At 65.9% G+C, this 22,735-nt stretch carries 20 protein-coding genes; 11 read left to right on the top strand and 9 right to left on the bottom strand.

Annotated features, from left to right (window positions below):
* Positions 1-662: 662 nt before the first annotated feature.
* Positions 663-1,292, top strand: a complete 630-nt coding sequence (locus C9412_RS20505; RefSeq protein WP_146160118.1) for a hypothetical protein — start codon at positions 663-665, stop codon at positions 1,290-1,292.
* Between the two features lie 335 nt (positions 1,293-1,627).
* On the opposite strand, the gene C9412_RS05460 is transcribed toward C9412_RS20505, so the two are convergent.
* A complete protein-coding gene (locus C9412_RS05460; RefSeq protein WP_258190004.1) occupies positions 1,628-2,116 on the bottom strand; it encodes a hypothetical protein in 489 nt (162 codons plus the stop codon).
* Between the two features lie 611 nt (positions 2,117-2,727).
* Here C9412_RS05460 and copC point away from each other — a divergent pair.
* From copC to C9412_RS05480, 4 genes are read left to right on the top strand one after another with little or no spacing between them, the layout of a single operon-like run.
* Positions 2,728-3,105 carry a copper homeostasis periplasmic binding protein CopC gene (copC, locus tag C9412_RS05465; RefSeq protein ID WP_107230686.1) on the top strand — a complete coding sequence of 126 codons (378 nt, stop codon included), beginning with the start codon at positions 2,728-2,730 and terminating at the stop codon, positions 3,103-3,105.
* Between the two features lie 9 nt (positions 3,106-3,114).
* Positions 3,115-3,999, top strand: coding sequence for a copper homeostasis membrane protein CopD (gene copD / locus C9412_RS05470; RefSeq protein WP_107230687.1), 885 nt, complete (start codon positions 3,115-3,117; stop codon positions 3,997-3,999).
* A gap of 45 nt (positions 4,000-4,044) precedes the next feature.
* The gene (locus C9412_RS05475; RefSeq protein ID WP_107230688.1) at positions 4,045-4,743 is read left to right on the top strand and encodes a heavy metal response regulator transcription factor; all 699 of its coding nucleotides are present in this window, start codon (positions 4,045-4,047) and stop codon (positions 4,741-4,743) included.
* Positions 4,740-6,137, top strand: a complete 1,398-nt coding sequence (locus C9412_RS05480; RefSeq protein ID WP_107230689.1) for a heavy metal sensor histidine kinase — start codon at positions 4,740-4,742, stop codon at positions 6,135-6,137. The genes C9412_RS05475 and C9412_RS05480 overlap by 4 nt, the downstream gene beginning before the upstream one ends.
* A gap of 74 nt (positions 6,138-6,211) precedes the next feature.
* On the opposite strand, the gene C9412_RS05485 is transcribed toward C9412_RS05480, so the two are convergent.
* From C9412_RS05485 to C9412_RS05495, 3 genes are read right to left on the bottom strand one after another with little or no spacing between them, the layout of a single operon-like run.
* Positions 6,212-9,289, bottom strand: coding sequence for a CusA/CzcA family heavy metal efflux RND transporter (locus C9412_RS05485; RefSeq protein WP_107230690.1), 3,078 nt, complete (start codon positions 9,287-9,289; stop codon positions 6,212-6,214).
* A complete protein-coding gene (locus C9412_RS05490) occupies positions 9,286-10,464 on the bottom strand; it encodes an efflux RND transporter periplasmic adaptor subunit (protein WP_107230691.1) in 1,179 nt (392 codons plus the stop codon). The genes C9412_RS05485 and C9412_RS05490 overlap by 4 nt, the downstream gene beginning before the upstream one ends.
* Positions 10,461-11,708, bottom strand: coding sequence for a TolC family protein (locus tag C9412_RS05495; protein ID WP_107230692.1), 1,248 nt, complete (start codon positions 11,706-11,708; stop codon positions 10,461-10,463). Before C9412_RS05495 ends, C9412_RS05490 begins: the two co-directional genes overlap by 4 nt.
* Before the next feature lie 62 nt (positions 11,709-11,770).
* Between C9412_RS05495 and C9412_RS05500 the strand changes: the two genes are divergently transcribed.
* Together C9412_RS05500 and C9412_RS05505 are read left to right on the top strand one after the other, a co-directional pair.
* Entirely contained in the window at positions 11,771-12,445 is a 675-nt protein-coding gene (locus C9412_RS05500) for a response regulator (RefSeq protein WP_107230693.1), read from the top strand.
* Positions 12,438-13,811: a sensor histidine kinase gene (locus C9412_RS05505; RefSeq protein ID WP_107230694.1), complete on the top strand. Its 1,374-nt coding sequence runs from the start codon at positions 12,438-12,440 to the stop codon at positions 13,809-13,811. Before C9412_RS05500 ends, C9412_RS05505 begins: the two co-directional genes overlap by 8 nt.
* A 763-nt stretch (positions 13,812-14,574) precedes the next feature.
* On the opposite strand, the gene C9412_RS05510 is transcribed toward C9412_RS05505, so the two are convergent.
* Positions 14,575-16,926 (bottom strand): GH92 family glycosyl hydrolase, encoded by a 2,352-nt coding sequence (locus tag C9412_RS05510; RefSeq protein WP_107230695.1) that lies wholly within the window; start codon positions 16,924-16,926, stop codon positions 14,575-14,577.
* Between the two features lie 350 nt (positions 16,927-17,276).
* On the opposite strand from C9412_RS05510, the gene C9412_RS20860 reads away from it, so the two are divergent.
* Both C9412_RS20860 and C9412_RS05515 read left to right on the top strand, forming a co-directional pair.
* Entirely contained in the window at positions 17,277-18,161 is an 885-nt protein-coding gene (locus tag C9412_RS20860; protein ID WP_258190007.1) for a hypothetical protein, read from the top strand.
* Positions 18,162-18,211: 50 nt separating this feature from the next.
* Positions 18,212-19,672 carry an autotransporter outer membrane beta-barrel domain-containing protein gene (locus C9412_RS05515; protein ID WP_258190059.1) on the top strand — a complete coding sequence of 487 codons (1,461 nt, stop codon included), beginning with the start codon at positions 18,212-18,214 and terminating at the stop codon, positions 19,670-19,672.
* Here the strand turns inward: C9412_RS05515 and C9412_RS20510 are convergent.
* The gene (locus tag C9412_RS20510) at positions 19,660-19,866 is read right to left on the bottom strand and encodes a hypothetical protein (RefSeq protein WP_146160117.1); all 207 of its coding nucleotides are present in this window, start codon (positions 19,864-19,866) and stop codon (positions 19,660-19,662) included. The genes C9412_RS05515 and C9412_RS20510 overlap by 13 nt on opposite strands.
* 496 nt (positions 19,867-20,362) lie before the next feature.
* Here C9412_RS20510 and C9412_RS05520 point away from each other — a divergent pair, with 496 nt between their 5' ends.
* Complete coding sequence (locus C9412_RS05520; protein ID WP_107230697.1) at positions 20,363-20,608, top strand: hypothetical protein; 246 nt, start codon at positions 20,363-20,365, stop codon at positions 20,606-20,608.
* A gap of 195 nt (positions 20,609-20,803) precedes the next feature.
* Here C9412_RS05520 and C9412_RS05525 read toward each other — a convergent pair whose 3' ends face one another.
* The gene (locus C9412_RS05525; RefSeq protein ID WP_107230698.1) at positions 20,804-21,220 is read right to left on the bottom strand and encodes a host attachment family protein; all 417 of its coding nucleotides are present in this window, start codon (positions 21,218-21,220) and stop codon (positions 20,804-20,806) included.
* 177 nt (positions 21,221-21,397) lie between these two features.
* Here C9412_RS05525 and C9412_RS05530 point away from each other — a divergent pair, with 177 nt between their 5' ends.
* Positions 21,398-21,610 carry a hypothetical protein gene (locus C9412_RS05530; protein ID WP_258190008.1) on the top strand — a complete coding sequence of 71 codons (213 nt, stop codon included), beginning with the start codon at positions 21,398-21,400 and terminating at the stop codon, positions 21,608-21,610.
* A gap of 112 nt (positions 21,611-21,722) precedes the next feature.
* Here C9412_RS05530 and C9412_RS05535 read toward each other — a convergent pair whose 3' ends face one another.
* Positions 21,723-22,352, bottom strand: a complete 630-nt coding sequence (locus C9412_RS05535) for a hypothetical protein (protein ID WP_107230700.1) — start codon at positions 22,350-22,352, stop codon at positions 21,723-21,725.
* A 3-nt stretch (positions 22,353-22,355) separates the two neighbouring features.
* Positions 22,356-22,697, bottom strand: coding sequence for a type II toxin-antitoxin system prevent-host-death family antitoxin (locus tag C9412_RS05540; protein WP_107230701.1), 342 nt, complete (start codon positions 22,695-22,697; stop codon positions 22,356-22,358).
* Positions 22,698-22,735 lie beyond the last annotated feature (38 nt).

Raw genomic sequence — 22,735 nt, forward strand, 5'->3', positions numbered from 1 at the left:
CACGCCTGCTATTTGCCCCTGAGAACCACTCCTAGTCTGTCGCTGATACTGTGACGCTCATCACACCATCGCCCGATATTAAGCTCAGCGAGACATTCCAACAAGCCCTTGGCAATCCGATGCACTAGCCACTGAGCCACCGGTTCAGCGCACGATGAGCGGCAGTCTGGCCTGTGGTGGGCGGCAGCGCCTCCCGCTCGTTGCGGATCGATCCGAATGGGCTGGTGCCGCATTTCGCCTGAAGCGGCTCGATCCTAGGGCAATTGGTGTGGTTAACAATTCAGCGTATAGCCGGATTCAGTGATCGGATTTCGTGCTGCCGCAAGTGTGCAGCAGTAAAAGTGCAGAAGTCCGCTTCTGGCCGGAAGCGGACATTGGGATGGCTTGGTGACTGAGCCGGTTGTGACGTCCGCTTTGGACCCAGAGCAGACCTTGCGCGCTCTGGCGAATTAGGACGCTTTGTCGAGGATGGGGCGGAGATCCACCCTTAGCCTTAAGGGGAAAGATGAGCCGCGGATGAGAGTGAAGTTCTTCAGGCAACGTTTCTCTTGGACAGTCGACATTTTTCTGGACACGAATTGCCCCAAGTACGAGCTGAGGGGCAGAACTCACCCAGATGGCGTGGTAAAACACATCCGAACTCACCCCTAGGCACTAGCCGTATGAAGATTCCTGCCGACCTAATAGGCGCTCTCGTCGGCCCCACCGCCAGCCTTACAACGGATGTGGCCTCGGCAGTATGGGAAGAGGCGCTAGACGAGAACGTCCTGGGTAAGGTTCCCGTAGTCTCCGTTGTGCTTGCCGTACGTCAGGGAGCGGCGGCAGTATGTGATCGTCTGTACGCCGCAAAAGTAGCCCGGTTCCTGGCCGGCGTTGAAAACCTATCGGCCAGCGAACGAGCCCGTGTCGTCGACGAACTGGCTGGAACAGAAGCAAAGCGAGAGCGATTAGGCGAATTGCTGCTGGACAAGATCAACCGTGCGGACCCACTACATAAACTAAAGATGCTGGCCGATCTGTTCGTCGCTGTTGGAAGGCGCAAGATTCCGTCCTCAGACTTCGATCGCCTTTCAGACATGGTGCTCAGCGTATTCCTCGGCGACCTGAGGGATCTCGCCGAGAGGGGAAGCATAGAAGATGTCACTGAAAGCCGCCGCTTCGCACTTCAAGCCTCCGGCTTCCTTGCGTGGGAGGTTGATACGGTGTACGCAGGTGCAGGAGCAAGCTTGAAATGGTCAATCACCGCTGACGGCAGCACTATTCTTAATCACTGTCCACTGGGCGATAGTTGAGTGTCTGCACGCTCGCATCAGGGGGCAGATCAGCGCTGAACAAGCTGCGCCTGCAGTGCGTACTCCCACTCCCGGCACGCCTTTTGAGCGGGAAGGACACCACTTGCAGCTCCGCAAAAGTGTGGACAAACGCGGATAATTTCGAGGCGAGTTCTGCACTTGGAACAGTCGGCACTGGCTACCGGTGGCAACGGATGGAGTTTCGCCCTCGCGTGGCAGAACATTGGGGGGTGTCCGCTTCTGGCCGGGAGCGGACTTCCGTTTAGGAGACCGCTTAGCCCGGCGACGACTGTTTCTACCGCGCGGTTCCTCCCCGCGTGAAAAGGAAACAGTGACTACTCCTCGGCGCCTTGAGCGTAGGACACGCTTCCATCGCTCTCAAAGAACTGCAGCTCTGGGTGACCTTGGTAAGTCGTCAGCATTGCCGCCGCGCCGTTTTGGTGAATCAGGAATAGAGAGGCACCTGCGGATTCATTTGCGACTACCTTGAACACCTCCTTGGCATCTCCTGCGCCGTCCAGCGTGAGCAAAGCCTCATCACCGCTATCGACGGTGAGATAGCCGCCTCGCTCATTTCCATCTGGCCCATTAAGGATGATCCCGGACGCCGGAGCTGCCCGCGGCCCCCGCTCGCCATGCACCATGGGATCACTGACCGGGGCGCCAATCTCCACGCGTGATACACCGGAGGCATCCCTGATCACCAAACCTCTAGCTTCCAGGACGCGAGAAGAATCGCGTGAACTGTAAGCGGTGAAGAGCGATAGCGCTGAAAGACAAAGAGCGGTGATGGAAAGAATCGTGTTGATCTTGAGTCCCTTCATGAGAATTCCTCCAAGTTGGCTGCAGAGCATAGCGTCATTGAGCACTTGGGCTACTGGCTGCGAATGCTCAATCAGTCTTCTCGCAGAGCCAGCGCCACCGCTGAAGGCCCTATGCTCCGCTTCTGGCCGAAAGCGGACGTCGATTGCGAGTAGCGCATCTCGTCTGGTGGCGAACCATCTTGATTCGGACTTATATAGATGGCTTAGAGCCCCTCAATGGCGATCGTTGGCTATTGCAGTAGCACCGAGCGAGCCTTTGATACGTTCTTGCGCGGGGCTGTAACATCGATATTTAACCGTAACCTGCACGTGTTACGGTTAAATATCGATGTTACGGTCGCTTGTATGAACGACCCCGACGCCGATGCTCGCTACCTCCAGGAACTACTGCCCGACGTGGTCGGTGACCATTGCAACCAAAGGTTCTCTGCCCTCGCGAAACCTTAGGCGCAGCAAAAGTGAAAACCTATGGTTGCGCGTCTAGATGCCGGCCAGCGGCCGGCGCTACCTGTGGGCGGACGGAACATTACAGATCGGTAATGTACGGGTCAGGGCAGCGAAAGGCGCGGCCCTCCACCCTGAGGGCCATGTCTTCCACAGGTATCCCACGCATGGCCCGCCCCCTGCTGCGCTCCACCGCCCTCCTCGTCCTCATGTCCGGCCTCGCGGTTGCGCCACTGGCCCTGGCCCATCCCAGCCTGGTGCGCTCGACGCCGGCCGCCGACGCGACCGTGGTCCCGGCCAGCCAGATCGAGCTTCAGTTCAGTGAAAGAGTGATGCCCCGTGCCACGCGCGTCGAGCTGAGCATGGACCATGGCCGCATGAAGATGGCCATGCCGACCACCACGCAGGAGATCTCCGAAGATGGACATACGCTGCGTGTCCGCTTCGCCGCGCCGCTGCCCGCAGGCAACTACGCACTACAGTGGCGTGCGGTCGGCCAGGACAGCCACCCGATCACCGGCAGCTACCGCTTCACCGTGAAGTAGGCCCGGGTCATGGCCGAGCTCTCCACGTATGCGCTGCGGCTGGCGCTGTACCTAGTGCTGATGCTGCTGTTCGGGCGGACGCTGTTCGCCCGCCCCGCGCTGCCACGCGCTATCGGCCTGGCACTGACCCTGATCACGCTGGCGCTGGTGATCATCGACGCGGTGACCCGTCTGTCCGGCGTGCTCGGCGTTGCGCCGCTCGACATTGATCGCGAAACGGCGCTCTGGTTCCTCACCGGTACACCGGTCGGTGAAGCAGGGCTGCTGCGCGTGCTCGCCGTGCTGGCGATGCTGCCGCTGCTGGCCTTGGACCGGCCGCTGCAGGGGCTGCGCCGGTTGGTCGCGCTCGTGCTTGCGGCCACGGCCCTGGCCAGTCTGTCCTGGAACGGGCACGCCGCCGCTGGCGATGGGCTGGGCGGCACCCTGAGGCAACTGGCCGGTATCGTGCACCTGCTGGCGGCCGGCGCCTGGGTCGGCGCGATCGCCGCCATCCTGCAGCTGGCGCTGCGCCCGCAGGGCCTGCGCCTGCGCGAACGCACCCATGCGCTGTGGCAGGCCGCGCACGGGTTTGCGCTGCCCGGCACCGTCATCGTTGCTACCCTGGCGATGACAGGGACCTACACCTACGTCGATCTCGGTGGCTCCGCGCAGACCCTGACCGGCACCGCACATGGGCGCTGGTTGCTGCTGAAGCTGGCGCTGGTGGCCGGCATGCTGGGGCTGGCTGCGCTGCATCGCTGGCGCCTGGTGCCGGCGCTGGCCGCCTCCATCCGTGGCGGCTGGCAACCGCGACCGCTGCGCGCGCTGCGCCACAGCCTGGCCTGCGAGTCGGCGCTGGTGCTGCTGGTGTTGGCCTGCGTCGCTGTACTGGGCACGCTGGACCCGCTGGCATGAACCCTGCCTGCCTATGACAGCGCAAACTGCGATGATGGGCGCACCATGAAGCTGCTGATCGTCGAAGACGAACCCAAGACCGGAAACTACCTGCGCCAGGGCCTGATCGAGGCCGGCTACGTGGTCGATCTGGCCTGCAATGGCCTTGATGGCCTGCATCTGGCGAGCGGGGGCGAGTACCAGCTGGTCATCCTCGATGTGATGCTGCCGGGCATGGATGGCTGGAACGTGCTGTCACGCCTGCGCGCCGCCGGCGGGCAGGTGCCGGTGCTGTTTCTCACGGCGCGCAGCAGCATCGCCGACCGGGTGCAGGGCCTGGAGCTGGGTGCCGACGACTACCTCGGCAAACCCTTCGCCTTCGCCGAGCTGCTCGCGCGCGTGCGCACCCTGCTGCGCCGTGGCCAGGTGGTGCCGCAGGCCGAACGCATCGTCATCGCCGACCTGGTGGTGGACACCCTGCGCCGCCGGGTGGAGCGCGGCGGCCAACGCATCACCCTCAGTCCGAAGGAATACACCCTGCTGGAGCTGCTCGCACGCCGCCGCGGTGAAGTGCTGCCGCGCTCGTTGATCGCCTCGCAGGTGTGGGACATGAACTTCGACAGCGACACCAACGTGATCGATGTGGCGATCCGGCGCCTGCGCGCGAAGATCGACGATGGCTTCGACGCCAGGCTGATCGTCACCGTGCGCGGCATGGGGTACGTGCTGGAGGCGCCTGACGAGGGCGCCGCTCACCAAGGATGAGCCTGCGCCGTTCCATCGCGGTACGCCTGACGCTGCTGTTCGCCACCGTTGCTACGCTGGTATTGGCGGCGCTGGGCGTGGCGATCTATCTCAGCGCCCGTCACGATCTGGTGGCGCAGGACTTCATCGAACTGGAGAACAAGGCGGCCTTGATCCGCGACCTGGCCGGCAACGGACCTGCTCCCGGACGCGCGCAGCGCCTGGGCGAGGCGCTCGGCCACCATCCTGACATCGCCTTCCACATCGTCGAGGACCGCGGTGCCGTCCTGTTCTCCACCGCCCCGGCGCCGCTGCGCGAACACGCACGCCGCCAACCCATCGACACCGCGCCACGCCGTCATGACTGGATCCTTGCCGATGGCCGTTGCATGCATGCCCTGCACCTGCGGCAGATCCTGGCCGACGGCGGTTCACTGGTGACCCTGCTGGCCATTGACGATGATCGTCACGCCGCCTTCCTGCAACGGTTCCGCCATCTGCTGGCAATCGCCATCATCGGCGCGGCACTGGCCAGCAGCCTGCTCGGCAGCTATGTGGTGCGGCGCACCCTGCGACCGCTGCACACGCTGGCTGACGAAGCCCGGCAGATCACCGCCGGTCGATTGCAGCGCCGGCTGAGCGCACGCAGCGCGCCGGCCGAACTGGAACAGCTGGCACAGACCCTCAACGGCATGCTGGCACGCCTGCAGCAGGACTTCGCGCGGCTGACCGGGTTCTCCGGTGATCTGGCCCACGAACTGCGCACGCCCATCACCAATATGCTCACCCAGGTGCAGGTGGTGCTGGCGCACCCGCGCAGCAACGAGGCCTATCGCGAAACCCTGGCGTCCTGCGCCGAGGAGCTGCAGCAGCTGGCCCAGACCGTGGGCGACCTGCTGTACCTGGCGCAGGCCGAAGCACCCGGCGCCCTGCCCTCACGCGAGCCGGTGCCGCTGGATGCCGTGGTGGATGCGCTGCTGGAGTTCTACGAGCCACTGGCCGAGGATCGGCAGTTGACGCTGCACCGCGAAGGCGCCTTGCAGGTCCAGGGCAACCGACTGATGCTGCACCGGGCGATTGCCAACCTGCTCTCGAACGCGTTGAAGCACGCGACTGCAGGCAGCGAGGTACGGGTGCGGCTGGTCGAGGCCGAGGGCCTGTGCAGGATCAGCGTGCACAACATCGGCACACCGATTGCCGCCGAGGCGCTGCCGCGCCTGTTCGACCGCTTCTACCGTGGCGAGCGTGGCCGCCATGAGGGCGCCGGGCTGGGCCTGGCGATCACCCGTGCCATCGCGCAGGCGCACGGCGGCAGCGTGAGTGTTGTCTCCGACGAAACGGGTACCGTGTTCGAGATGGTGCTGCCGGTCGTACAGCGGCATGCCCCATCCACGCATGGCGTGGATCTACTGTAGAGCCGAGCCATGCTCGGCTGCTTTTCGTGCGCAGGCCAGAAGCAGCCGAGCGCGGGCTCGGCTCTACCGCGGGGTCATCCAGCGCGGGCCTCCCGCCGCCGGTGCACCCAGTAATACAGCGTCGGCAGCACCAGCAACGTCAGCAGCATCGCCGACAGCAGGCCACCAATCACCACCACCGCCAGCGGCTTCTGGGTCTCGGCGCCGATCGCATGCGAGGTGGCCATCGGCAACAGCCCGAACATCGCCAGCAGCGCGGTCATCAGCACCGTGCGCAGGCGCTGCAGCGAGCCCTGCACCACCGACTGCAGCAGGTCCATGCCCTGTTCGCGCAGCTGGGCAAACCGACTGAGCATCACCACCCCGTTCAGGACCGCCTGCCCGAACAAGGCAATGAACCCGATCGCCGCCGACACCGACAGCGGAATGCCGGTCAACCACAAGGCCAGGATGCCGCCGATCATCGCCAGCGGCACGTTGGCCAGGATCAGGGCTGCGCTGCTGATGTCCTTGAAGGCGTCAAACAGCAGCACGAAGATCAGCAGCACCGACAACGGAATCACCCAGCCCAGCCGCTTCATCGCACGCTGCTGGTTCTCGAATTCACCGGACCATTCCAGCCGATAGCCCTCGGCCAGTGGAACGTTCGCATCCACGCGCTTGCGCATGTCGGCCACCACGCTGCCCATGTCGCGCCCGGCGATGAAGATGCTGACCGCCTTCACCCGCTGTGCGTTCTCACGCGAGATGTTGATCGCGCCGCTGGCCATGCGGAAGTCGGCGACATCGGACAGCGTCACCGCATGCCCATCGCCGATACCCACCGGCACCGTGCGCAGCCGTTGCAGGTCGCGGTCGGCGTCGTCCAGGCGCAGGGTGATCGGGAACCTGCGGTCACCCTCCCACAGCTCGCCGACCTGGCGTCCGCCCAGCGCGGTCTCGATCACCTCATCGACGTCGCGCACGTTCAGGCCGTAGCGCGCGGCACGGTCGCGGTCGATCTCGATCTGCAGCTGTGGCAGTGAACCGTCGCGGTCGATGAAGGCGCTCTCCACGCCCTCCACGCCGCGCACCTGGGCCAGGATGGCCTGCGCCTGCCGGTTCAGCACCTCCAGGTCCGAGCCGCTGACCTTGATCACCACCTGGCCCTTGATCTGCGAAATGCTCTCCAGGATGTTGTCGCGCACCGGCTGCGAGATCGAGAACTCCGGCCCGGGAATGCGCTGCTCCAGGGTGCGCTGCAGGTCGCTCACCAGCTGCCGCTTGTCCACGCCTTTAGGCCATTCCTTCTCCGGCTTCAGCGCTACCAGCGCCTCGATCTGGTTGGCGCCCTTGGCATCGGAGCCGTCTTCCGGGCGGCCGAGCTTGGCCACCACCGTCGACACCTGCGGGAAGGTGCCGACCAGCTCGCGGATGCGCCGCGACTGCTGCTGCGCTTCGGCCAGGCTGGTGCTGGGATCGAGCGTGGCGGTAAGCCAGATCGACCCCTCGTCCAGCTCCGGCAGGAACTCCGAGCCCAGCCGCGTGCCCAGTGCCAGCGTCGCGACCAGCAGCGCCACCGCGGTCAGCACCACCGCACGCGGTCGCGCCAGGGCGCGCTCCAGCACTGGCTTGTACCAGCCGGCCAGGCGGTCCATCAGCGGGTTGCCGTCACGCATGCGGTCGCGCCGCAGCCACCAGAAGCAGAACAGCGGCACCACGGTCAGCGCCAGGATCAACGCACCGATCAGCGCCGAGGTCACCGAGTAGGCCATCGGCGCGAACATGCGGCCTTCCTGGCGCTGCAGGGTGAAGATCGGGATGTGCGCGGCGATGATGATCAGCATCGAGAAGAACGTCGGCCGGCCCACCTCCGATACCGCCGAGAGGATGGTCGAAAAGCGCGTCTTCCGGTCGGCGTCGGGTGGCAGTTTCGATAGTCGCGAAACAATGTGCTCGGTCACGATCACCGCGCCATCGATGATGATGCCGAAGTCCATCGCACCCAGTGACAGCAGATTGGCCGGCACGCCCCACAGGTGCAGGCCGAGGAAGGTCGACAGCAGCGCCAAGGGCATCATCGCCGCCACGATCAACGCCGCGCGGGCGTTGTACAGGAACAGCCACAGCACCAGGAACACCAGCACCGCGCCTTCCAACAGGTTGCGGAACACCGTCTTCAAAGTGGTCGAGACCAGCCACGAGCGATCATAGAACGGCTCGATGCTGACCCCGGCCGGCAGCTGGTTCGCTTCGATCTCGGCGATGCGCTTATGCAGGGCGTCGAGCACATCGGACGGATTCTCGCCCTTGCGCATCAGCACCATGCCGAACACTGCGTCGTCGTTGTCGTCCTGACCGACCAGGCCCTGCCTGGGCAGCCCGGTGTCGGCGATGCCGGCCAGGTCGCGTACCAGCACCGGCGTGCCTCCGCGCTGCGCCACCACCACGTTGCCGATGTCGGCCGGCGTGCGCATCAGGCCGACACCACGAATCAGGAACTGCTGCTGGCCACGTTCCACGTAGCCGCCACCCGCGTTCGAGCTGCCCTTCTCCAGCGCTTCGGCGAACTCGCCGAGGCTGATGCCGCGGTCGCGCAGCTTGTCCAGGTCCGGCTTGACCTGGAACGTTCTGGCGAAGCCGCCGAAGCTGACCACATTGGCCACCCCCGGAACGGTGCGCAGACCACGCTCCATCACCCATTCCTGGGTGGTGCGCAGCTGGGTGGACGTCAGGTGCGGGCCCTTCAGCACATAGCGGTAGATCTCGCCCACCGCCGAGCTCATCGCCTCCAGCTCCGGGGTCACCCCTTCCGGCAGCTCCACGCCCTGCAGGCGCTCCAGCACCTGCTGGCGCGCGAAATAGTCATCGGCCTTGTCATCGAAGGTCAGGATGATCATCGACAGGCCGAACTGTGTATGTGAGAACACCCGCACCGAATGCGGAATGCCGGACAGTGCCACCTCCAGTGGCATCGTCACCTCGCGTTCCACCTCTTCGGCGGCACGGCCTGGGTGCAGCGACACCACCGTCACCTGGGTATCGGACACATCCGGGAAGGCTTCCACCGGCAGCACGCGGAACGCGGCGATACCGGCGCCGATGAACAACAGCAGCGCCAGCATCACCATCAACGGCTGGCGCAGGCAATAGGCAATCAGGCGATCGATCATGGCGCGGCATGCCTCGTGCCGCTACCGGCGGCCGATGAGGCCGGAGCGCTGTCCACCAGCTGCTGCAGCAGCAGCCCGCCCTCGACCACCACCCGGCTGCCGGCCGCCAGACCCTCACGTACCCACAAGCGGCCGTCACCGAGTTCTTCGGCATGCACAGCATGGCGTACGAAGCGGCCCCTGCCTTCTTCCACGAACACCACCTGCGTGCCATCGATCAGCAACACCGCCGCATCCGGCAGGCTGACGCCCCCCTCGGCCGGCAACGCCACCTGTGCACGCACGTACTGCCCGGCCTTGAAGCTGCGTGCGCGGTTGTCCAGCTCGGCGCGCGCCTGTACCACGCGGCGCTCGCTGTCGACGAAGTCGTCCACGTGCTGCAGCGTGGCCTGCAAGGGGGTGCCGTCGGCGCCGGACACGCTCACCTGCATGCCGGCCTTCAGGCGCCCGGCCAGGCTTTCGGGAATGTCCAGCAGCAGCCACAGGCGATCCGGGTCACCGATCACCGCCAACGGCTGCTCGCTGTCCGGGCTGACCGTCATCCCCGGGTTCATCCGCCGCTCCACCAGCACACCATCGATGGGCGCGCGCAACGGCAGGCGCTGATCAACGCGCTGGCCATTGCCATAGGCCTTGGCGAAGGCGGTCGCACGCGCATGATCGGCCTGGCTGCCGGCGAAGTTGGCCTCGGCCTCGTCCAGCTCGCGCCCGGACGCCACGCCTGCGGCGTGCAGCTCGCGGGTGCGGTCCAGCTCCCTGCGCGCCTGCTGCAGCTCGGCGCGGCCACGCGCGCCCTCGGCCTGCGCCTGACCGAACTCCGGCGAGGTGATCCAGGCGATGACCTGACCAGCCTTCACCCTCTGCCCCGGCTGCGCCTCGATACGCGCCACCTGCCCCGGCAGCGGCGTGCGCAGAGCACTGGAGCGGGTTTCATCCCAGACCGCCCGGCCCGGCAGCTGCAGGCTGGCACTGGCACCGGCGGTCACCGCCTCGCTGCGCAGCACCTCCAGCTGGCGGCTGTCGGCCGGGAACTGGATCTGCCCGGCACTGACCTGCGGCGCATCCTCGCTGTACGACGCCGGCTCGCGACCGCAGCCGCTCAGCAGGGCCAGCGCCAGCAACGCCGGCAGCACAGCATGACGCGCCCGCAGGCAATGGGCGACGGTGGACTTCATCGGGATTCTCCTTCAGCAACGGATGTGGCCGCTTCCCAGCGCGCCAGGGCAATGGCATGGTCGGCGCGTGCTTCGATCAGCGCGGCCTCGAAGTCGCGCCAGCTACGGCGCGCATCCAGCAGATCGGTCAGGCTGGCGGCACCACGGCGGTAGGCCAGCTCGATGCCCAGCACCGCCTTGCGTGCGGCATCAGCGTGCAGGCCTTCGTAGTCGGTACGGCGTTGGGCGGCGGCCTGCGCGCTGGCCTGCAGCTGGTCCAGTTCGGCACGCGCCTCACGCTGCAGCACCTGCAGTTCCAGCGCGGCGGTGTCCCGATCGGCTTCGGCGCGCTGGATCGCGCCGCGCGCACGCGACGGGCCACCGAGCGGGATGGTCAGCGACACGCCCCAGGTGACACCACTGATATCGGTCGGTTCACGTTCGGCCTCCAACCCCAGCTGGATATCGCGGTGACGCTCGCTGCGTGCCAGCGCCACGCCGGCATCGGCGGCCGCCAGCCGCGAGCGCGCGGCTCGCAGGTCGGCGCGCTGCTGAGGATCGAAGGCCCGCGTACCGGCCACACCGGCGGCGTCCGGCCACGGGTCATCGGCACTCAGCTCGCCGCTGTCGTCGCGGCCGAGCAACAGGCCCAGCGTGTGCCGCGCATCGCGCAGGTCCAGCGCCGCCTCGCGTGCGGCGTCGGCCACCGCCAGATCGTCCACCGCCAGCCGCGCGCGGTCCACCGGCGCCATCGCACCGGTGGCCACCCGCTTGTCCGCGGCTGCCATCTGCTCGGCCGAGCTCTGCCGGTTGGCCTCGGCAATCTGCGCGCGCTCCTGTGCGCCCTTCAGCCCGAAATAGGCTTCGTGCAGCGCCACCTGCTGGCGGCGACGGGTATCGAGCATCTCCAGCCCGGCCACCTGCAGCAACGCATCGGCCTGGCGGATGCGCAGCGCTCGCTTGCCGCCACGCTCCCAGGTCCAGCCCAGGCCCAGCGTGCTGTCCACCCGCTTGTCCTGCCAGCGACCGGCGCCGATGCCGTGCTTCGGGCTGATCTTGCTGCTGCCGATCGAAAGCTCGGCTGCCGGCCGCAGCGCGGCACTCTGCGCATCGCCCTGCACCCCGCGCAGCTCCAGTGCCGCTGCACGCAGGTCCGGGTTGTGAGCATCCATCGCACGCTGCGCGTCGGCCAGCGACAACGCTGACGCCGTGGGTGCGCACACAAGGGCGGCCAGCACGGCCGCAACATGAAGGGAGAAATTCATGCACGTCACGTTAAGGTGACGCACTTGCGCCAAACTTGCCCCAACCTTGCACGAAGCTTGCAATGCGAATCCTGCTGATCGAAGACGACGCCGCCCTGGCCGATGGACTGATCCGCGCCCTGCAGGGTGCCGGCCATCTGTGCGACCACCTGTCGCGTGGTCTGCATGCACCGGCGGCACTGGCCAGTGCGCCGTATGACGTGATGGTGCTCGACCTCTCGCTGCCCGACGTGGACGGGCTCGATCTGCTGTCGCGGTTGCGCAACGAGGGCGTCACCCTGCCGGTGTTGATTCTTACCGCACGTGACGGTGTGGAGGACCGCATTCTTGGGCTGGACCGCGGCGGCGATGACTACCTCGCAAAACCCTTCGCGCTCGGCGAACTGGAGGCGCGCCTGCGTGCGCTGTCACGCCGGCGCAGTGATGCACCGGCACAGAAGCGGCTGGGCCGCTTGTGCTTCGACAGCATCCGCAATGAAGTGCAGGTGGAAGGCCAGCGCATCGAACTGACCGCGCGCGAGCTGGCGCTGGTCGAAGCGCTGATGCAGCATCCCGGTCGCACCGTCACCAAGCAACGGCTGTTCGATGCGCTGTACAGCTGGGACCACGAGGCCAACCTGTCGGTGATCGAGGTGCATGTCAGCCGCCTGCGCCGCAAGCTGGAACAGGCACGCGCTGGCGTGGGCATCCGCATGCTGCGCGGCCTCGGCTATCGCCTGGAGGCCGGCGGTGACTGAGCGCGTGCACAGCCTGCGCGGCCTGCTGCTGCGCCGCCTGTGGCTGCCGCTGCTGGTACTGATGCTGTGCAGCGCGGTCGGCTCGTTCGCGCTGGCCCGCTTCTATGCCGGCCAGGTCTACGACCGTTGGCTGCTGGACTCGGCGATGTCGTTGTCCGAGCTGGTGAAGGTGCAGGACGACCGCGTCCCCATCGAGATCACCCCGGCGGTCTCGCGCATGTTCACCTGGGACACCGCCGACGAAGTGCATGGCGAGGTGGTCGATGCCACCGGCGGGCGACTGTATGGCGATCTGCCCGAGGCATTGCCGCGCCCAGCGCTCGCCGCCGATGGCAGCGACGCGGTCTACTACGACGCACGCCTGCGTGGCCAGGCGGTACGCATGGTGGAAGTGGTGGTCAGCGCCGGGCCCGGCCATGAGATCCGCCTGCGCGTGGCCGAGACACTGCGCAAGCGCCATCGGCTGGAACGCAAACTGCTGATGACCAGCGTTCCGTTCCAGGCCGCGATCCTGGCGCTGGCCGCGTGGCTGGCCTGGTCCGGCACCGGCGCTGCCGCGCGCCATGCCAACCAGGTCGCACGCCGGCTGGCCAGCCCCCGCCCCGACCCGTTGGCACCGTTGGACCCTGCACAGGAGGCACCGCGCGAACTGTGGCCGGCGGTGGAAGCCTACAACGCCCTGCTGCAACGGCTGGATGCGATGCAGGACGCGCAGCGGCGCTTCGTCAGCAATGCCGCGCATCAGCTGCGCACACCGTTGGCGGCCATGCAGGTGGAACTGGAAAGTTCGTTGCGCCAGCACGATCCGCAGGCGCAGCAGTTGGCCTTGTCCGGCACCCTGGCCGGGTTGGCGCGGCTGCAACATCTGGTCAATCAGTTGCTGATGCTGAGCCGTTCCGAGGATTCGCACGGCAGCGTGCTGTCATTGCATCCGGTGGACCTGGCCGCGCTTGCCCGAGGCGTGGTTGAGCGCTATGCCGACCGGGCGCTGGCGACGGGTGTGGACCTGGGTTACGACGGCCCGGACGAAGGCGTGCCGGTACAGGGTGACCCGCAGTTGCTGCGCGAGGCGCTGGGCAACCTGCTGGACAATGCATTGCGCTATGGCGCCGTGCGCGGCGTGATCACGCTGGGTGTGCAGCGGGATGCTGACGGCGTGCAGGTGTGGGTGGACGACAATGGCCCCGGCATCGCTGAGGCCGAGCGTGGACGTGTCACGGAACGCTTCTACCGTTCCAGCAGCGAAGGCGATGGGTGTGGACTGGGGCTGGCGATCGTGGCCGAGATCGCGCAGCGGCATGGCGCGGCGTTGGCGATCAGCACCGCCCCCATCGGCGGCGCGCGGGTCAGCCTTCGGTTCGCCTGACGGCTACCGAACACCCCCTGTAGAGCCGAGCCCATGCTCGGCTGCCGTTGGCGGCATACCTGGGTAGACGCCAACCGTGGCAGGCGCCGAACAAGAGCAAAGCACAACCCGGTAGCGGCCAACCTTGGTTGGCGCCGTTGATTTCCCGCTTGCCAACCAAGGTTGGCACCTACCAAAGCGGGTTCATCGGGAGGCATGGATCGGTAGCGGCCAACCTTGGTTGGCGCCGTTGATTTCCCGCTTGCCAACCAAGGTTGGCACCCACCAAAGCGGGTTCATCGGGAGGCATGGATCGGTAGCGGCCAACCTTGGTTGGCGCCGTTGATTTCCCGCTTGCCAACCAAGGTTGGCACCTACCAAAGCGGGTTCATCGGGAGGCACGGCCCGGTAGCAGCCAACCTTGGTTGGCGATGTTGATCCCCGCGTGTGCCAACCAAGGTTGGCACCTACCAAAGCGGGTTCATCGGGAGGCATGGACCGGTAGCGGCCAACCTTGGTTGGCGCCGTTGATTTCCCGCGTGCCAACCAAGGTTGGCACCTACCAAAGCGGGGTTCATCGGCAGGCATGCCCCGGTAGCGGCCAACCTTGGTTGGCGATGTTGATCTTCCGCGTGCCAACCAAGGTTGGCACCTACCAAAGCGGGTTCAGCGGGAGGCATGGATCGGTAGCAGCCAACCTTGATTGGCGCTGTTGATCCCCGCGCGTGCCAACCAAGGTTGGCACCTACCAAAGCGGGATCCCCGTATGCCAGCCATCGCCACATCACCGGCTCATCGAGTACGGCGCCTGCGCGCCCTGCCCCGGCCAGTCCTTGTTCGGTTCGGCCTGCATGCTGAAGCGCAGTTCGCCGCCGCCCAGAATCTCGTCATGGCGTAGGAACGTGCGCTGCAACGGCTTGCCATTGAGGCTCACACTGCCCACATAGGTGTGCGCGTCATCCAGCCCGTCGGCCACAATGGTGAAGGTCTTGCCGTTGGGCAGGCGCATCCCGGTCTTCGGCAGGAACGGGCGGCCGAGGATGTACTCGCCCGAGCCCGGCGCCACCGGGTAGAAACCCAGCGCGGTGAACACGTACCACGCCGACATCTGGCCCACGTCGTCATTGCCGGCCAGGCCATCGGGGCGGTCGGCGTACTGGGTGTCCATGATCTGCTTCAACCGCGCCTGCGTGCGCCACGGCTGCCCGGCATACGAATACAGGTACGCCACATGGTGGCTGGGCTCGTTGCCATGCGCATACCAGCCGATCAGGCCGGTGATGTCTTCCATGTGCGCGAAGATCGACGGATCAACCTTGGCGTTGAACACGTCGTCCAGTCGCGCCAGCAGCTTGTCGCTGCCACCGTGCGCGGCTGCCAGCCCGGCCACGTCCTGCGGCACGTACCACGAGTACTGCCAGGCATTGCCTTCTGTGTAGTCGGTGCCATAGCCGCTGGCGCTGGGGTCGAACGGGGTGCGGAAGCTGCCATCGCGCTTGCGTGCGCGCATGAAGCCGGTGTCTTTGTCGAAGGCGTTGCGCCAGTTGCCGGCGCGCTTGTCGAAGGTGGCGGCCACATCGGTCTTGCCCATGGCCTGCGCCATGCGCGCGATGGTCCAGTCGTCGAAGGCGTATTCCAGTGTCTTGCTGGCCGCCTCGCCTTCTTCGTCGATCGGCACATAGCCCAGTTCGCGGTACTGCGCGATGCCGTCGTACGGGCCGTAGTTCGCAGTCTCGACCATCGCCTTCAGCGCCTTGTCGGCATCGAAGCCGCGAATACCCTTCACGTAGGCATCGGCGATCACCGGCACCGCGTGGTAGCCGATCATGCACCAGTCTTCCAGGCCGTGGAACGACCACACCGGCAGCATGCCGTACGGGCTGTGCTCATGATGGGCCAACATCGAGTTGATGAAGTCGCTGTTGCGCTTTTCCGGCTGCACCAGGGTCAGCAGCGGGTGCAGCGCCCGGTAGGTGTCCCACAGCGAGAACGTGGAATAGTTCGTATAGCCCTCGGCCTTGTGCACGGCGTTGTCCGAGCCGCGGTACTGGCCATCAGCATCCATGAACAGCGTCGGCCCCAGCAGCGTGTGGTAAAGCGCGGTATAAGCACTGCGGCGGGCGTGTTCGGGGGCGTCGATATCGAGTACCGACAGCGCCTGCGTCCATTCCTGCTTGGCCTGCGCGCGCACGCGGTCGAAATCGAAGTCGGCCACTTCGGCATCGAGGTTGGCGATGGCCCCGGCCTCGCTGACCGGCGAAATCGCCACCTTCACCACCAGCGGTGCATCCAGCTTGCCGAAGTTGAAGGTGCCGACCAGCTGCCGGCCTTCGATCTGGGCACGCTGTGCAGGGTCCTTCTCGCCCGGCGGCGGGAAGCCCTTGTAGACGATGTCCTGCTCGGTGTTATGCAGCTCGTGGCCGGACAGTGGGCGCGAGAAGCGCATCGCGAAATACAGCTGGCGGCCCGGCGCCCAGCCACGGGTCTCACGGAAGCCGGTCACGGTGCCATCGGCACGCACGCGCACCCGCGACCACAGGATCTTGCCCGGGTAGTCGTACATGCTGGTGCGCATGTCCAGCAACACCTTGGCGTCGGTGCCCTTGGGGAAGGCATAGCGGTGCACGCCCACGCGCGCACTGGTGGTCAGCTCGGCGCGCACCTTGTAGTCGTCCAGGGTGACCGCGTAGTAGCCCGGCTCGGCCTTCTCGTCGTCGTGGCGGAAGCGCGAGGCGTAGCCGCTGCGCGGCTTTTCCGGATCACCACGCTCCAAGCCGGGCGTGCCGGTGAACGGCATCACCAGGATATCGCCCAGATCGGAATGACCGGTGCCGGAGAAATGCGTGTGCGAGAAGCCGACGATGCTGCTGTCGTCGTAACGGTAGCCGGCGGCCCAGCCGTAGGCCTTCTCGCGCGGCTGGATGCGCGTGTCCGGGCTGAGCTGGACCATGCCGAACGGCACCGTCGCACCCGGGTAGGTATGGCCTTCACCGCCCGTGCCGATGAACGGATCGACCGAGGCGTAGGCGCGTTCAGCGGCGGATTTCGGCGGTGCCGCCAGGGCCGCACCGGAGGCGAGCATGGCGGTAGCGACGACAGCGATCAGGAGACGACGGTGCAACCTGGGCATCGGCATTTGGATCGATTTAGGTGATGGCCGGATGCTAGCACTGGCCATGGGTGGCGGCATGTTGCGCTGCAGCTGAACAGTTCCAAACACGACAAAAGCTGTCCTGTTTCATCTGCAACTTATTGCATGGCTTGCCCGTGGCCAGATCGGAAAACTGTGCGCCGAGCCCATTGCGGCGCAGCAAAGTCAGTCCCGGCTATTCATGTCGCAGGGCGACCCAATTCACATTTTGCTGTGCCGGGGGTCACGAAACCCGCCGCTATCACTTTGCCTTCACACCCCCTGCGCGTCTGATTCACGCCGACGAAGTGAATGCGGCTCTTTTCCTGAAGTCTGGTCCCCACAGGAGTTCCGTCATGAAGATCGCTGTTCGTCGTTCCCTCGCGCTGGCCGTGGCCAGTTCTCTTGCCCTGGCTGCTCCGGTGTATGCCGGCACGTTGAACCCTGGGGAATCTGCAACCGTGCAGCCGGGTGATGTGCCGGAGACGTGGACGCTCAACAATGCTCAGCTCACCGTCAATCCCGGTGGAACTACGCTCGACATTGCCGCTAGAGAGCAATCGAAGCTGACAATCTCCGGTGCTGAAGTGTCTGGAGCATCCGGCCCAGGCATGCTTCGCCTGCTGAACAGTGACCTGATCATGTCCAACTCCACTGTGGTCAACACCAATGGGCGAGGATTCTCGCTTGCTATCGATTTTACCAGTCAGCTGCCTGCGTCTACCGCCAGCATCACGAATAGCCAGATCACTGGGCTCGGCGCGGGAGTCAGCGTCATCGGGCCGTTGCCGGGGCAACGCAGCGTGCTCACCCTTGATCGCTCCCAGGTTACTGGACTCGCCAACGCCGGTGCCAATGCCGCGTTGGCAGGCAATGGCATTGTTGCTTTCGAAGGGTCCGATATCCGTGTAACTAACGGAAGCGTCGTTACCGGCGCCCAGAATGGTATCTACGCCGTGGGCAGTACTCAGCAGGGCAGTGGAGCAGATGCATCCGATGTCGTGATCGACGCATCCAAGGTGGAGGGCAAGGGGGGGGCGCACTGGTTGTGGCCGCGGCACGATCGCCGCTCCTCTCGGACCCGAGGATTGCATTCACCGCCCGCAACGGCGCCCAGCTCATCGGCAGCAACGGCAACATCCTGGAAGTCACCGCCGCCGCCGCCACCGTCGGCTTCACCATCGACAACTCCAACCTCACCGGCAACATCGTCAACACCGCCGGCAGCACCGTCGATGTGAACCTGACCAACAACGCCACCCTGCTCGGCACCACCCAGAACATCACTTCGATGGCGGTGGACAACGGCCGTTGGCAGCTCACCGGCGACAGCAGCACCGGTTCACTGTCGCTGGGCAGCGGCGGTGAGATCGCGCTCGGCGATGGCTCGGCCTTCCACACCCTCAACGTGGCCGGAAACTTTGCCAGCAACGGCGGCACGCTGGTCTTCAACACTGTGCTGGCCGGCGATGATGCGGCCACCGACAAGCTGATTGTCGGCGGCGATACCAGCGGCACCGCCAATGTGCGCGTGAACAACATCGACGGTGCAGGCGCGCAGACCACCCAGGGCATCGAGCTGATCCAGGTTGGCGGCGCCTCCAATGGCCAGTACACCCTGGCCGGCCGCGCCGTGGGTGGCCAGTACGAGTACTTCCTGCACAAGGGCACCGGCACCGATGGCAACTGGTACCTCAGCTCGTCCCGCCAGTTCTTCCCCGACCCGTGTGAAACCGACCCCAGTCTTCCGCAGTGCAAGCCGGTTGACCCGGTCGATCCGGTCGATCCGGTCGATCCCATCGACCCGGTGGACCCCATTGACCCGGTGCCGCTGCTGCGCCCGGAAGTCGGCGCCTACCTGGCCAACCTGCACGCCGCGCAGACCATGTTCCGCCTGGGTTACCACGAACGCCATGCCGGCCAGAATTCCGGCCGTGCCTGGGCGCGCGTGGATGGCTCGCGCAATGGCTTCGATGCCATCAGCCGCCAGCTGGACATCCGTGGCAACAGCCAGGCGCTGACCGTGGGTGCCGATCTGTGGCGCGCCGACAATGGCAGCAGCGCCGGCGTGATGCTGTCCACCGGCAACGCCAGCAGCACCTCCACCAACGAGGTGACCGGCTACCACGCACGCGGCAAGGTGAAGGGCGAAGCGCTGGGCCTGTACGGCACCTGGCGTGGCGGCAATGGCGCTGACCCGTATGCCGGCTTCTATGTGGATGGTTCGGTGCAGCGTGCGCAGTTCCGCAACCGCGTGCAGGGCGTCGGCCTGGCCGAGGAGCGCTACGACAGCCGTGCCTGGCAGGGCGCGGTGGAAACCGGCTATGCGTTCCGCGTGGGCGGTGCCAGCAACGGCGGCATCTTCCTGGAGCCGCAGCTACAGGTGGGCTACAACCGCTTCAGCGACAGCCGCCATATCGAGGTGAACGGCACCACGGTGGCCAATGATGATGCCAACGGCCTGTTCGGCCGCGCAGGCCTGCGCCTGTCCGGCGTGACCCGCTGGGGCAACGGCGCCGCCGAGGTGCAGCCGTACCTGGCAGCGAACTGGCTGCACAACCGCAGCGACTCGCAGATCCGCATGAACGACGAAGTGGCCGATGCGCGAGTGCCGCGCAGCCGTGGTGAGTTCAGCGGCGGCGCATCGCTGAAGTTCGCCAATGGCTTCGGTGCCTGGGGCGGGTTGTCGTTGCAGCGTGCCAGCGGCTATCACCAGACCACCGCGCAGGTGGGTGTGAGCTACAGCTGGTAAAGCGGCGTGCTGGTGGAGCCGGGCGAACCCCGGCTCCACAACGGCGCGATGCTGGGGCACCGGGCCTTGTTCGACACCTGTTGGCCGGTAGAGTCGAGCTTGCTCGACTGCTTTTCCGCGCGGAACCAGGCCACACCCAGCTGGTCTTTTGTAGAGCCGAGCCATGCTCGGCTGGTTTTGAAGCAGTCGAGCATGGCTCGACTCTACAGAGCAGTCGAGCAAGCTCGACTCTACGCATGGCGCACATACGCCGATCACAGTGTCAGTTCTGGCTGGCAATCGGTCGCCTTCAACCCGTGATCGTTTCGATTGCGGGTTGATCTGGGGGCGAGAGGTGTGGCCGGAGAACAGGAGTTCCCGGCCACTGCATGGAAGGCGCGACAGGGATGGTCGCGCCTGACATGTTTTCGCGGGAGTGAGTTGTGGTGAGTGATGTGATCTTTCGATTGCGCCCATTCGGCAGGAAACATCAATGAGTGTTCCGCGCCGTGATGTGTGCACGATGGCGCCGCAGCGGGGATTCCGCTGCCGGGATTGGAACCCCCGCTTGAAACTGAAGAACTGCCTGTCGTGACTACGGCGGGCGCTGCGTGTGGCCGTCTGGCCATCGGAGTTCTTCAGTTTCTCCGGGTTCCAACTCGCATCGCCCGCCACCCTTGCGGTGGCCTTCGCTACCCAAGGAGTTCCCGCATGACGTCCGAACGCACGCTCAGCCCGGCCATGGAATCGCTGTTCCATCGTATCGAACAGGCATTCAACAGCGCCGAAGGCATGGCCATCCTGATTGGCGAGCAGTACGGCCCCGAGCCGAAGCCGCCGGCACCGATGGACTACAACCCCAAGCAGATTGCCATGGCGATGGTGATGCTGAGCCAGCACGGGCGATGCCTGCTGCAGGAACTGCGGGCGGAAGCGGAGAAGGTGACGTATCACTGAGGGCCTGGTGGCGGGCGGGGCAGACGATGCCAACGGCATCGACCGCATCGACTGGGTAGAGTCGACTGTTAGTCGACTTCGCTTCGCGCCCGCCAAAGCCCGCGCTTCGCGCGATAGCCGACTAACAGTCGGCTCTACCCAGTCGGCCCATCCATCCCGCCGGTTGATCCGTCCCGCCGGTATGCATCCAGGCACCTATGCGGCAACCGCCTTCTGGATGTCAGCCAGCGGAGCGTTGGTCAGATCCTTGGCGATATCGCCCAGCAGCCGCGCCTGGGTTTCCTTGTGCAGCAGCGGGCGGATGCGCCCCAGCGTGGTCGGGTCGGCCACCAGCACCAGGTGGGCGTAACGGTTGTTCAGGGCGTCGTCGTTGAGCTGTTCGGCCACCTGTTTGGCGAAGGTGGCTTCGTTGAGCTGCGACACCGACATATCCTTCGGCACTGCACCGGCCGGGCCCTGCCCCGATACGCCCTGCGCGCTGATGTCCTGCAGGCGCAGTTCGCCTTCCTGCTTCAAGGTGAGCTCGCGATCGCTGCCCACGTTGGTGAACACGCGGGCCGAGCCGCCATCGGCGACGACAATCAGGGTTCCTTCGGGAATGGTACGTGCCATTGCAATCTCCAGCAGACAGTGGATGTGGGGTGTGGTCCAGCCTAGGCAGCACGATGTAAGCGCAACGCGCACGGCCTGTGATGCACGCCTCGCAATCTGCAACCGGGGCTAAATTCGCGCGCTGCGCGGCCGCTATGGCCTGCATCTTCGCGAGGTACGTCTGTGTACGCTGGCTCCGTGTTCCCCGTTTTCCTTGCCATCAGCCTGGCCATTGCCGGCTGTGCCGGCTGCATCCATCAGTTCCTGCGCGGCGAGCCGCTGCTGGCATTGGCCATCGTGTTTTCGATGCTGGCGGTGGTGGGCGCGGCGTTGGTCAGCCGGCGGCTGACGGTGCCGGCTTGGCTTGCGTTGGCCGGCACGGTGCTGGGCATGGTGGCCCGCGCGGGTTGATTCAAGCGTGCGAACCCAGGTTCGCACCCACCAGAGCGGTTGGTTGCACCTACCAGAGCGGTTGGCTGCACCCACCAGGGCGGTGGGTCGCACCCACCACACGTCCCTGCGGTCAGTCGTGCGCGCTGTTCAATTCCATGGCGCGCATCACGATGGGCTTGGCCCAGTCCGGGGTGTGCAGCAGCTCGGCCACGGACACCGGGTACTGCAGCTGCCCGTGTTCCATCGCCAGCACCGGCAGCGGCTCGACGCAGCCTTCGGCGTCGGCCGGGGCGCTGTTGTCGTAGACGTGCAGCTCGGCCAGGTACGGCAGCAGATCCAGCAGGTTCTCGCGGGCCGAATCGAAGCGGGCGTGGATCTTCTCCACGGGGATATCGTGGCCGCCCGCGGCCACCCGCGCGGCGACACGGGCGATGTGCAGCTCCACGGTTGCCAGGCCGCAGAACCAGATGGCCACCTGGTGGTGATCGCAGGCCTCGCGCAGCAGGCGCGGAATGGTGTTGCCGCCCAGCGTGGTCTCAAACGCGAAGTCGCTGCCCTCGGCCATGGCCTGGCGCAGCCGCCGGGTGCCTTCCTGCCACGCCTCGGCGTTGGCCTCGGCCAACGGCCAGCCGGCCTCGACCAGGCGACGGGTGAAGCTGTCGGGGTTGAACCAGGCCAGGCCGTCGGCTTCCAGCCAGGTGCCCAGCAGTGAACTCTTGCCGGCGCCATTGACACCGGCCAGTACCAGGATCCGCCCCATCGGTCAGAGCGGACGGCCGAGGGCCACCTTGCGGCCGCGGCGGATCGGCTTGCCCAGCACCTTGCCCAGGCCCTGCCCGCGCTGCAGCCCGGCCAGGGTCTGGTCGAACTCGGTGCGCAGGCGCAGCAGTTCCTCGCTGCGCTCATCGGCATCGCCGCCGGCGGCCTTGGCCAGCAGTTCCTGGTAGGTGCGGATGTCCACGATCACCGCTTCGGGGTGGTTGTGGTTGGTGATGACCAGCGCCTGCTTCTCGCGCACGGTGCGCATCAGGCTCGGCCAGCCACGGGTCTTCACCGACGAGGCAGGGGCCTTTTCCAGGCCAGGCAGGTCCAGCGGAAGGGTCATGGCACGGCTCCAGGCGGGAACGATTGAGCCCATTATGC

The sequence above is a fragment of the Stenotrophomonas sp. Nf1 genome, assembly GCF_003028475.1.
Lineage (GTDB): Bacteria > Pseudomonadota > Gammaproteobacteria > Xanthomonadales > Xanthomonadaceae > Stenotrophomonas.

Bases quoted from the DNA above. Each gene is read 5' to 3' on its own strand.
- C9412_RS20505 (WP_146160118.1), top strand. From the start codon at position 663: ATGAAGATTCCTGCCGACCTAATAGGCGCTCTCGTCGGCCCCACCGCC.
- C9412_RS05495 (WP_107230692.1), bottom strand. From the start codon at position 11,708: ATGAATTTCTCCCTTCATGTTGCGGCCGTGCTGGCCGCCCTTGTGTGC.
- C9412_RS05460 (WP_258190004.1), bottom strand. From the start codon at position 2,116: ATGAAGGGACTCAAGATCAACACGATTCTTTCCATCACCGCTCTTTGT.
- copC (WP_107230686.1), top strand. From the start codon at position 2,728: ATGGCCCGCCCCCTGCTGCGCTCCACCGCCCTCCTCGTCCTCATGTCC.
- C9412_RS05475 (WP_107230688.1), top strand. From the start codon at position 4,045: ATGAAGCTGCTGATCGTCGAAGACGAACCCAAGACCGGAAACTACCTG.
- C9412_RS05525 (WP_107230698.1), bottom strand. From the start codon at position 21,220: ATGGCACGTACCATTCCCGAAGGAACCCTGATTGTCGTCGCCGATGGC.
- C9412_RS05540 (WP_107230701.1), bottom strand. From the start codon at position 22,697: ATGACCCTTCCGCTGGACCTGCCTGGCCTGGAAAAGGCCCCTGCCTCG.
- C9412_RS05500 (WP_107230693.1), top strand. From the start codon at position 11,771: ATGCGAATCCTGCTGATCGAAGACGACGCCGCCCTGGCCGATGGACTG.
- C9412_RS05520 (WP_107230697.1), top strand. From the start codon at position 20,363: ATGACGTCCGAACGCACGCTCAGCCCGGCCATGGAATCGCTGTTCCAT.
- C9412_RS05535 (WP_107230700.1), bottom strand. From the start codon at position 22,352: ATGGGGCGGATCCTGGTACTGGCCGGTGTCAATGGCGCCGGCAAGAGT.
- C9412_RS20510 (WP_146160117.1), bottom strand. From the start codon at position 19,866: ATGCTCGACTGCTTCAAAACCAGCCGAGCATGGCTCGGCTCTACAAAA.
- C9412_RS05480 (WP_107230689.1), top strand. From the start codon at position 4,740: ATGAGCCTGCGCCGTTCCATCGCGGTACGCCTGACGCTGCTGTTCGCC.
- C9412_RS05510 (WP_107230695.1), bottom strand. From the start codon at position 16,926: ATGCCGATGCCCAGGTTGCACCGTCGTCTCCTGATCGCTGTCGTCGCT.
- C9412_RS05490 (WP_107230691.1), bottom strand. From the start codon at position 10,464: ATGAAGTCCACCGTCGCCCATTGCCTGCGGGCGCGTCATGCTGTGCTG.
- C9412_RS20860 (WP_258190007.1), top strand. From the start codon at position 17,277: ATGAAGATCGCTGTTCGTCGTTCCCTCGCGCTGGCCGTGGCCAGTTCT.
- C9412_RS05515 (WP_258190059.1), top strand. From the start codon at position 18,212: ATGGCGGTGGACAACGGCCGTTGGCAGCTCACCGGCGACAGCAGCACC.
- C9412_RS05485 (WP_107230690.1), bottom strand. From the start codon at position 9,289: ATGATCGATCGCCTGATTGCCTATTGCCTGCGCCAGCCGTTGATGGTG.
- copD (WP_107230687.1), top strand. From the start codon at position 3,115: ATGGCCGAGCTCTCCACGTATGCGCTGCGGCTGGCGCTGTACCTAGTG.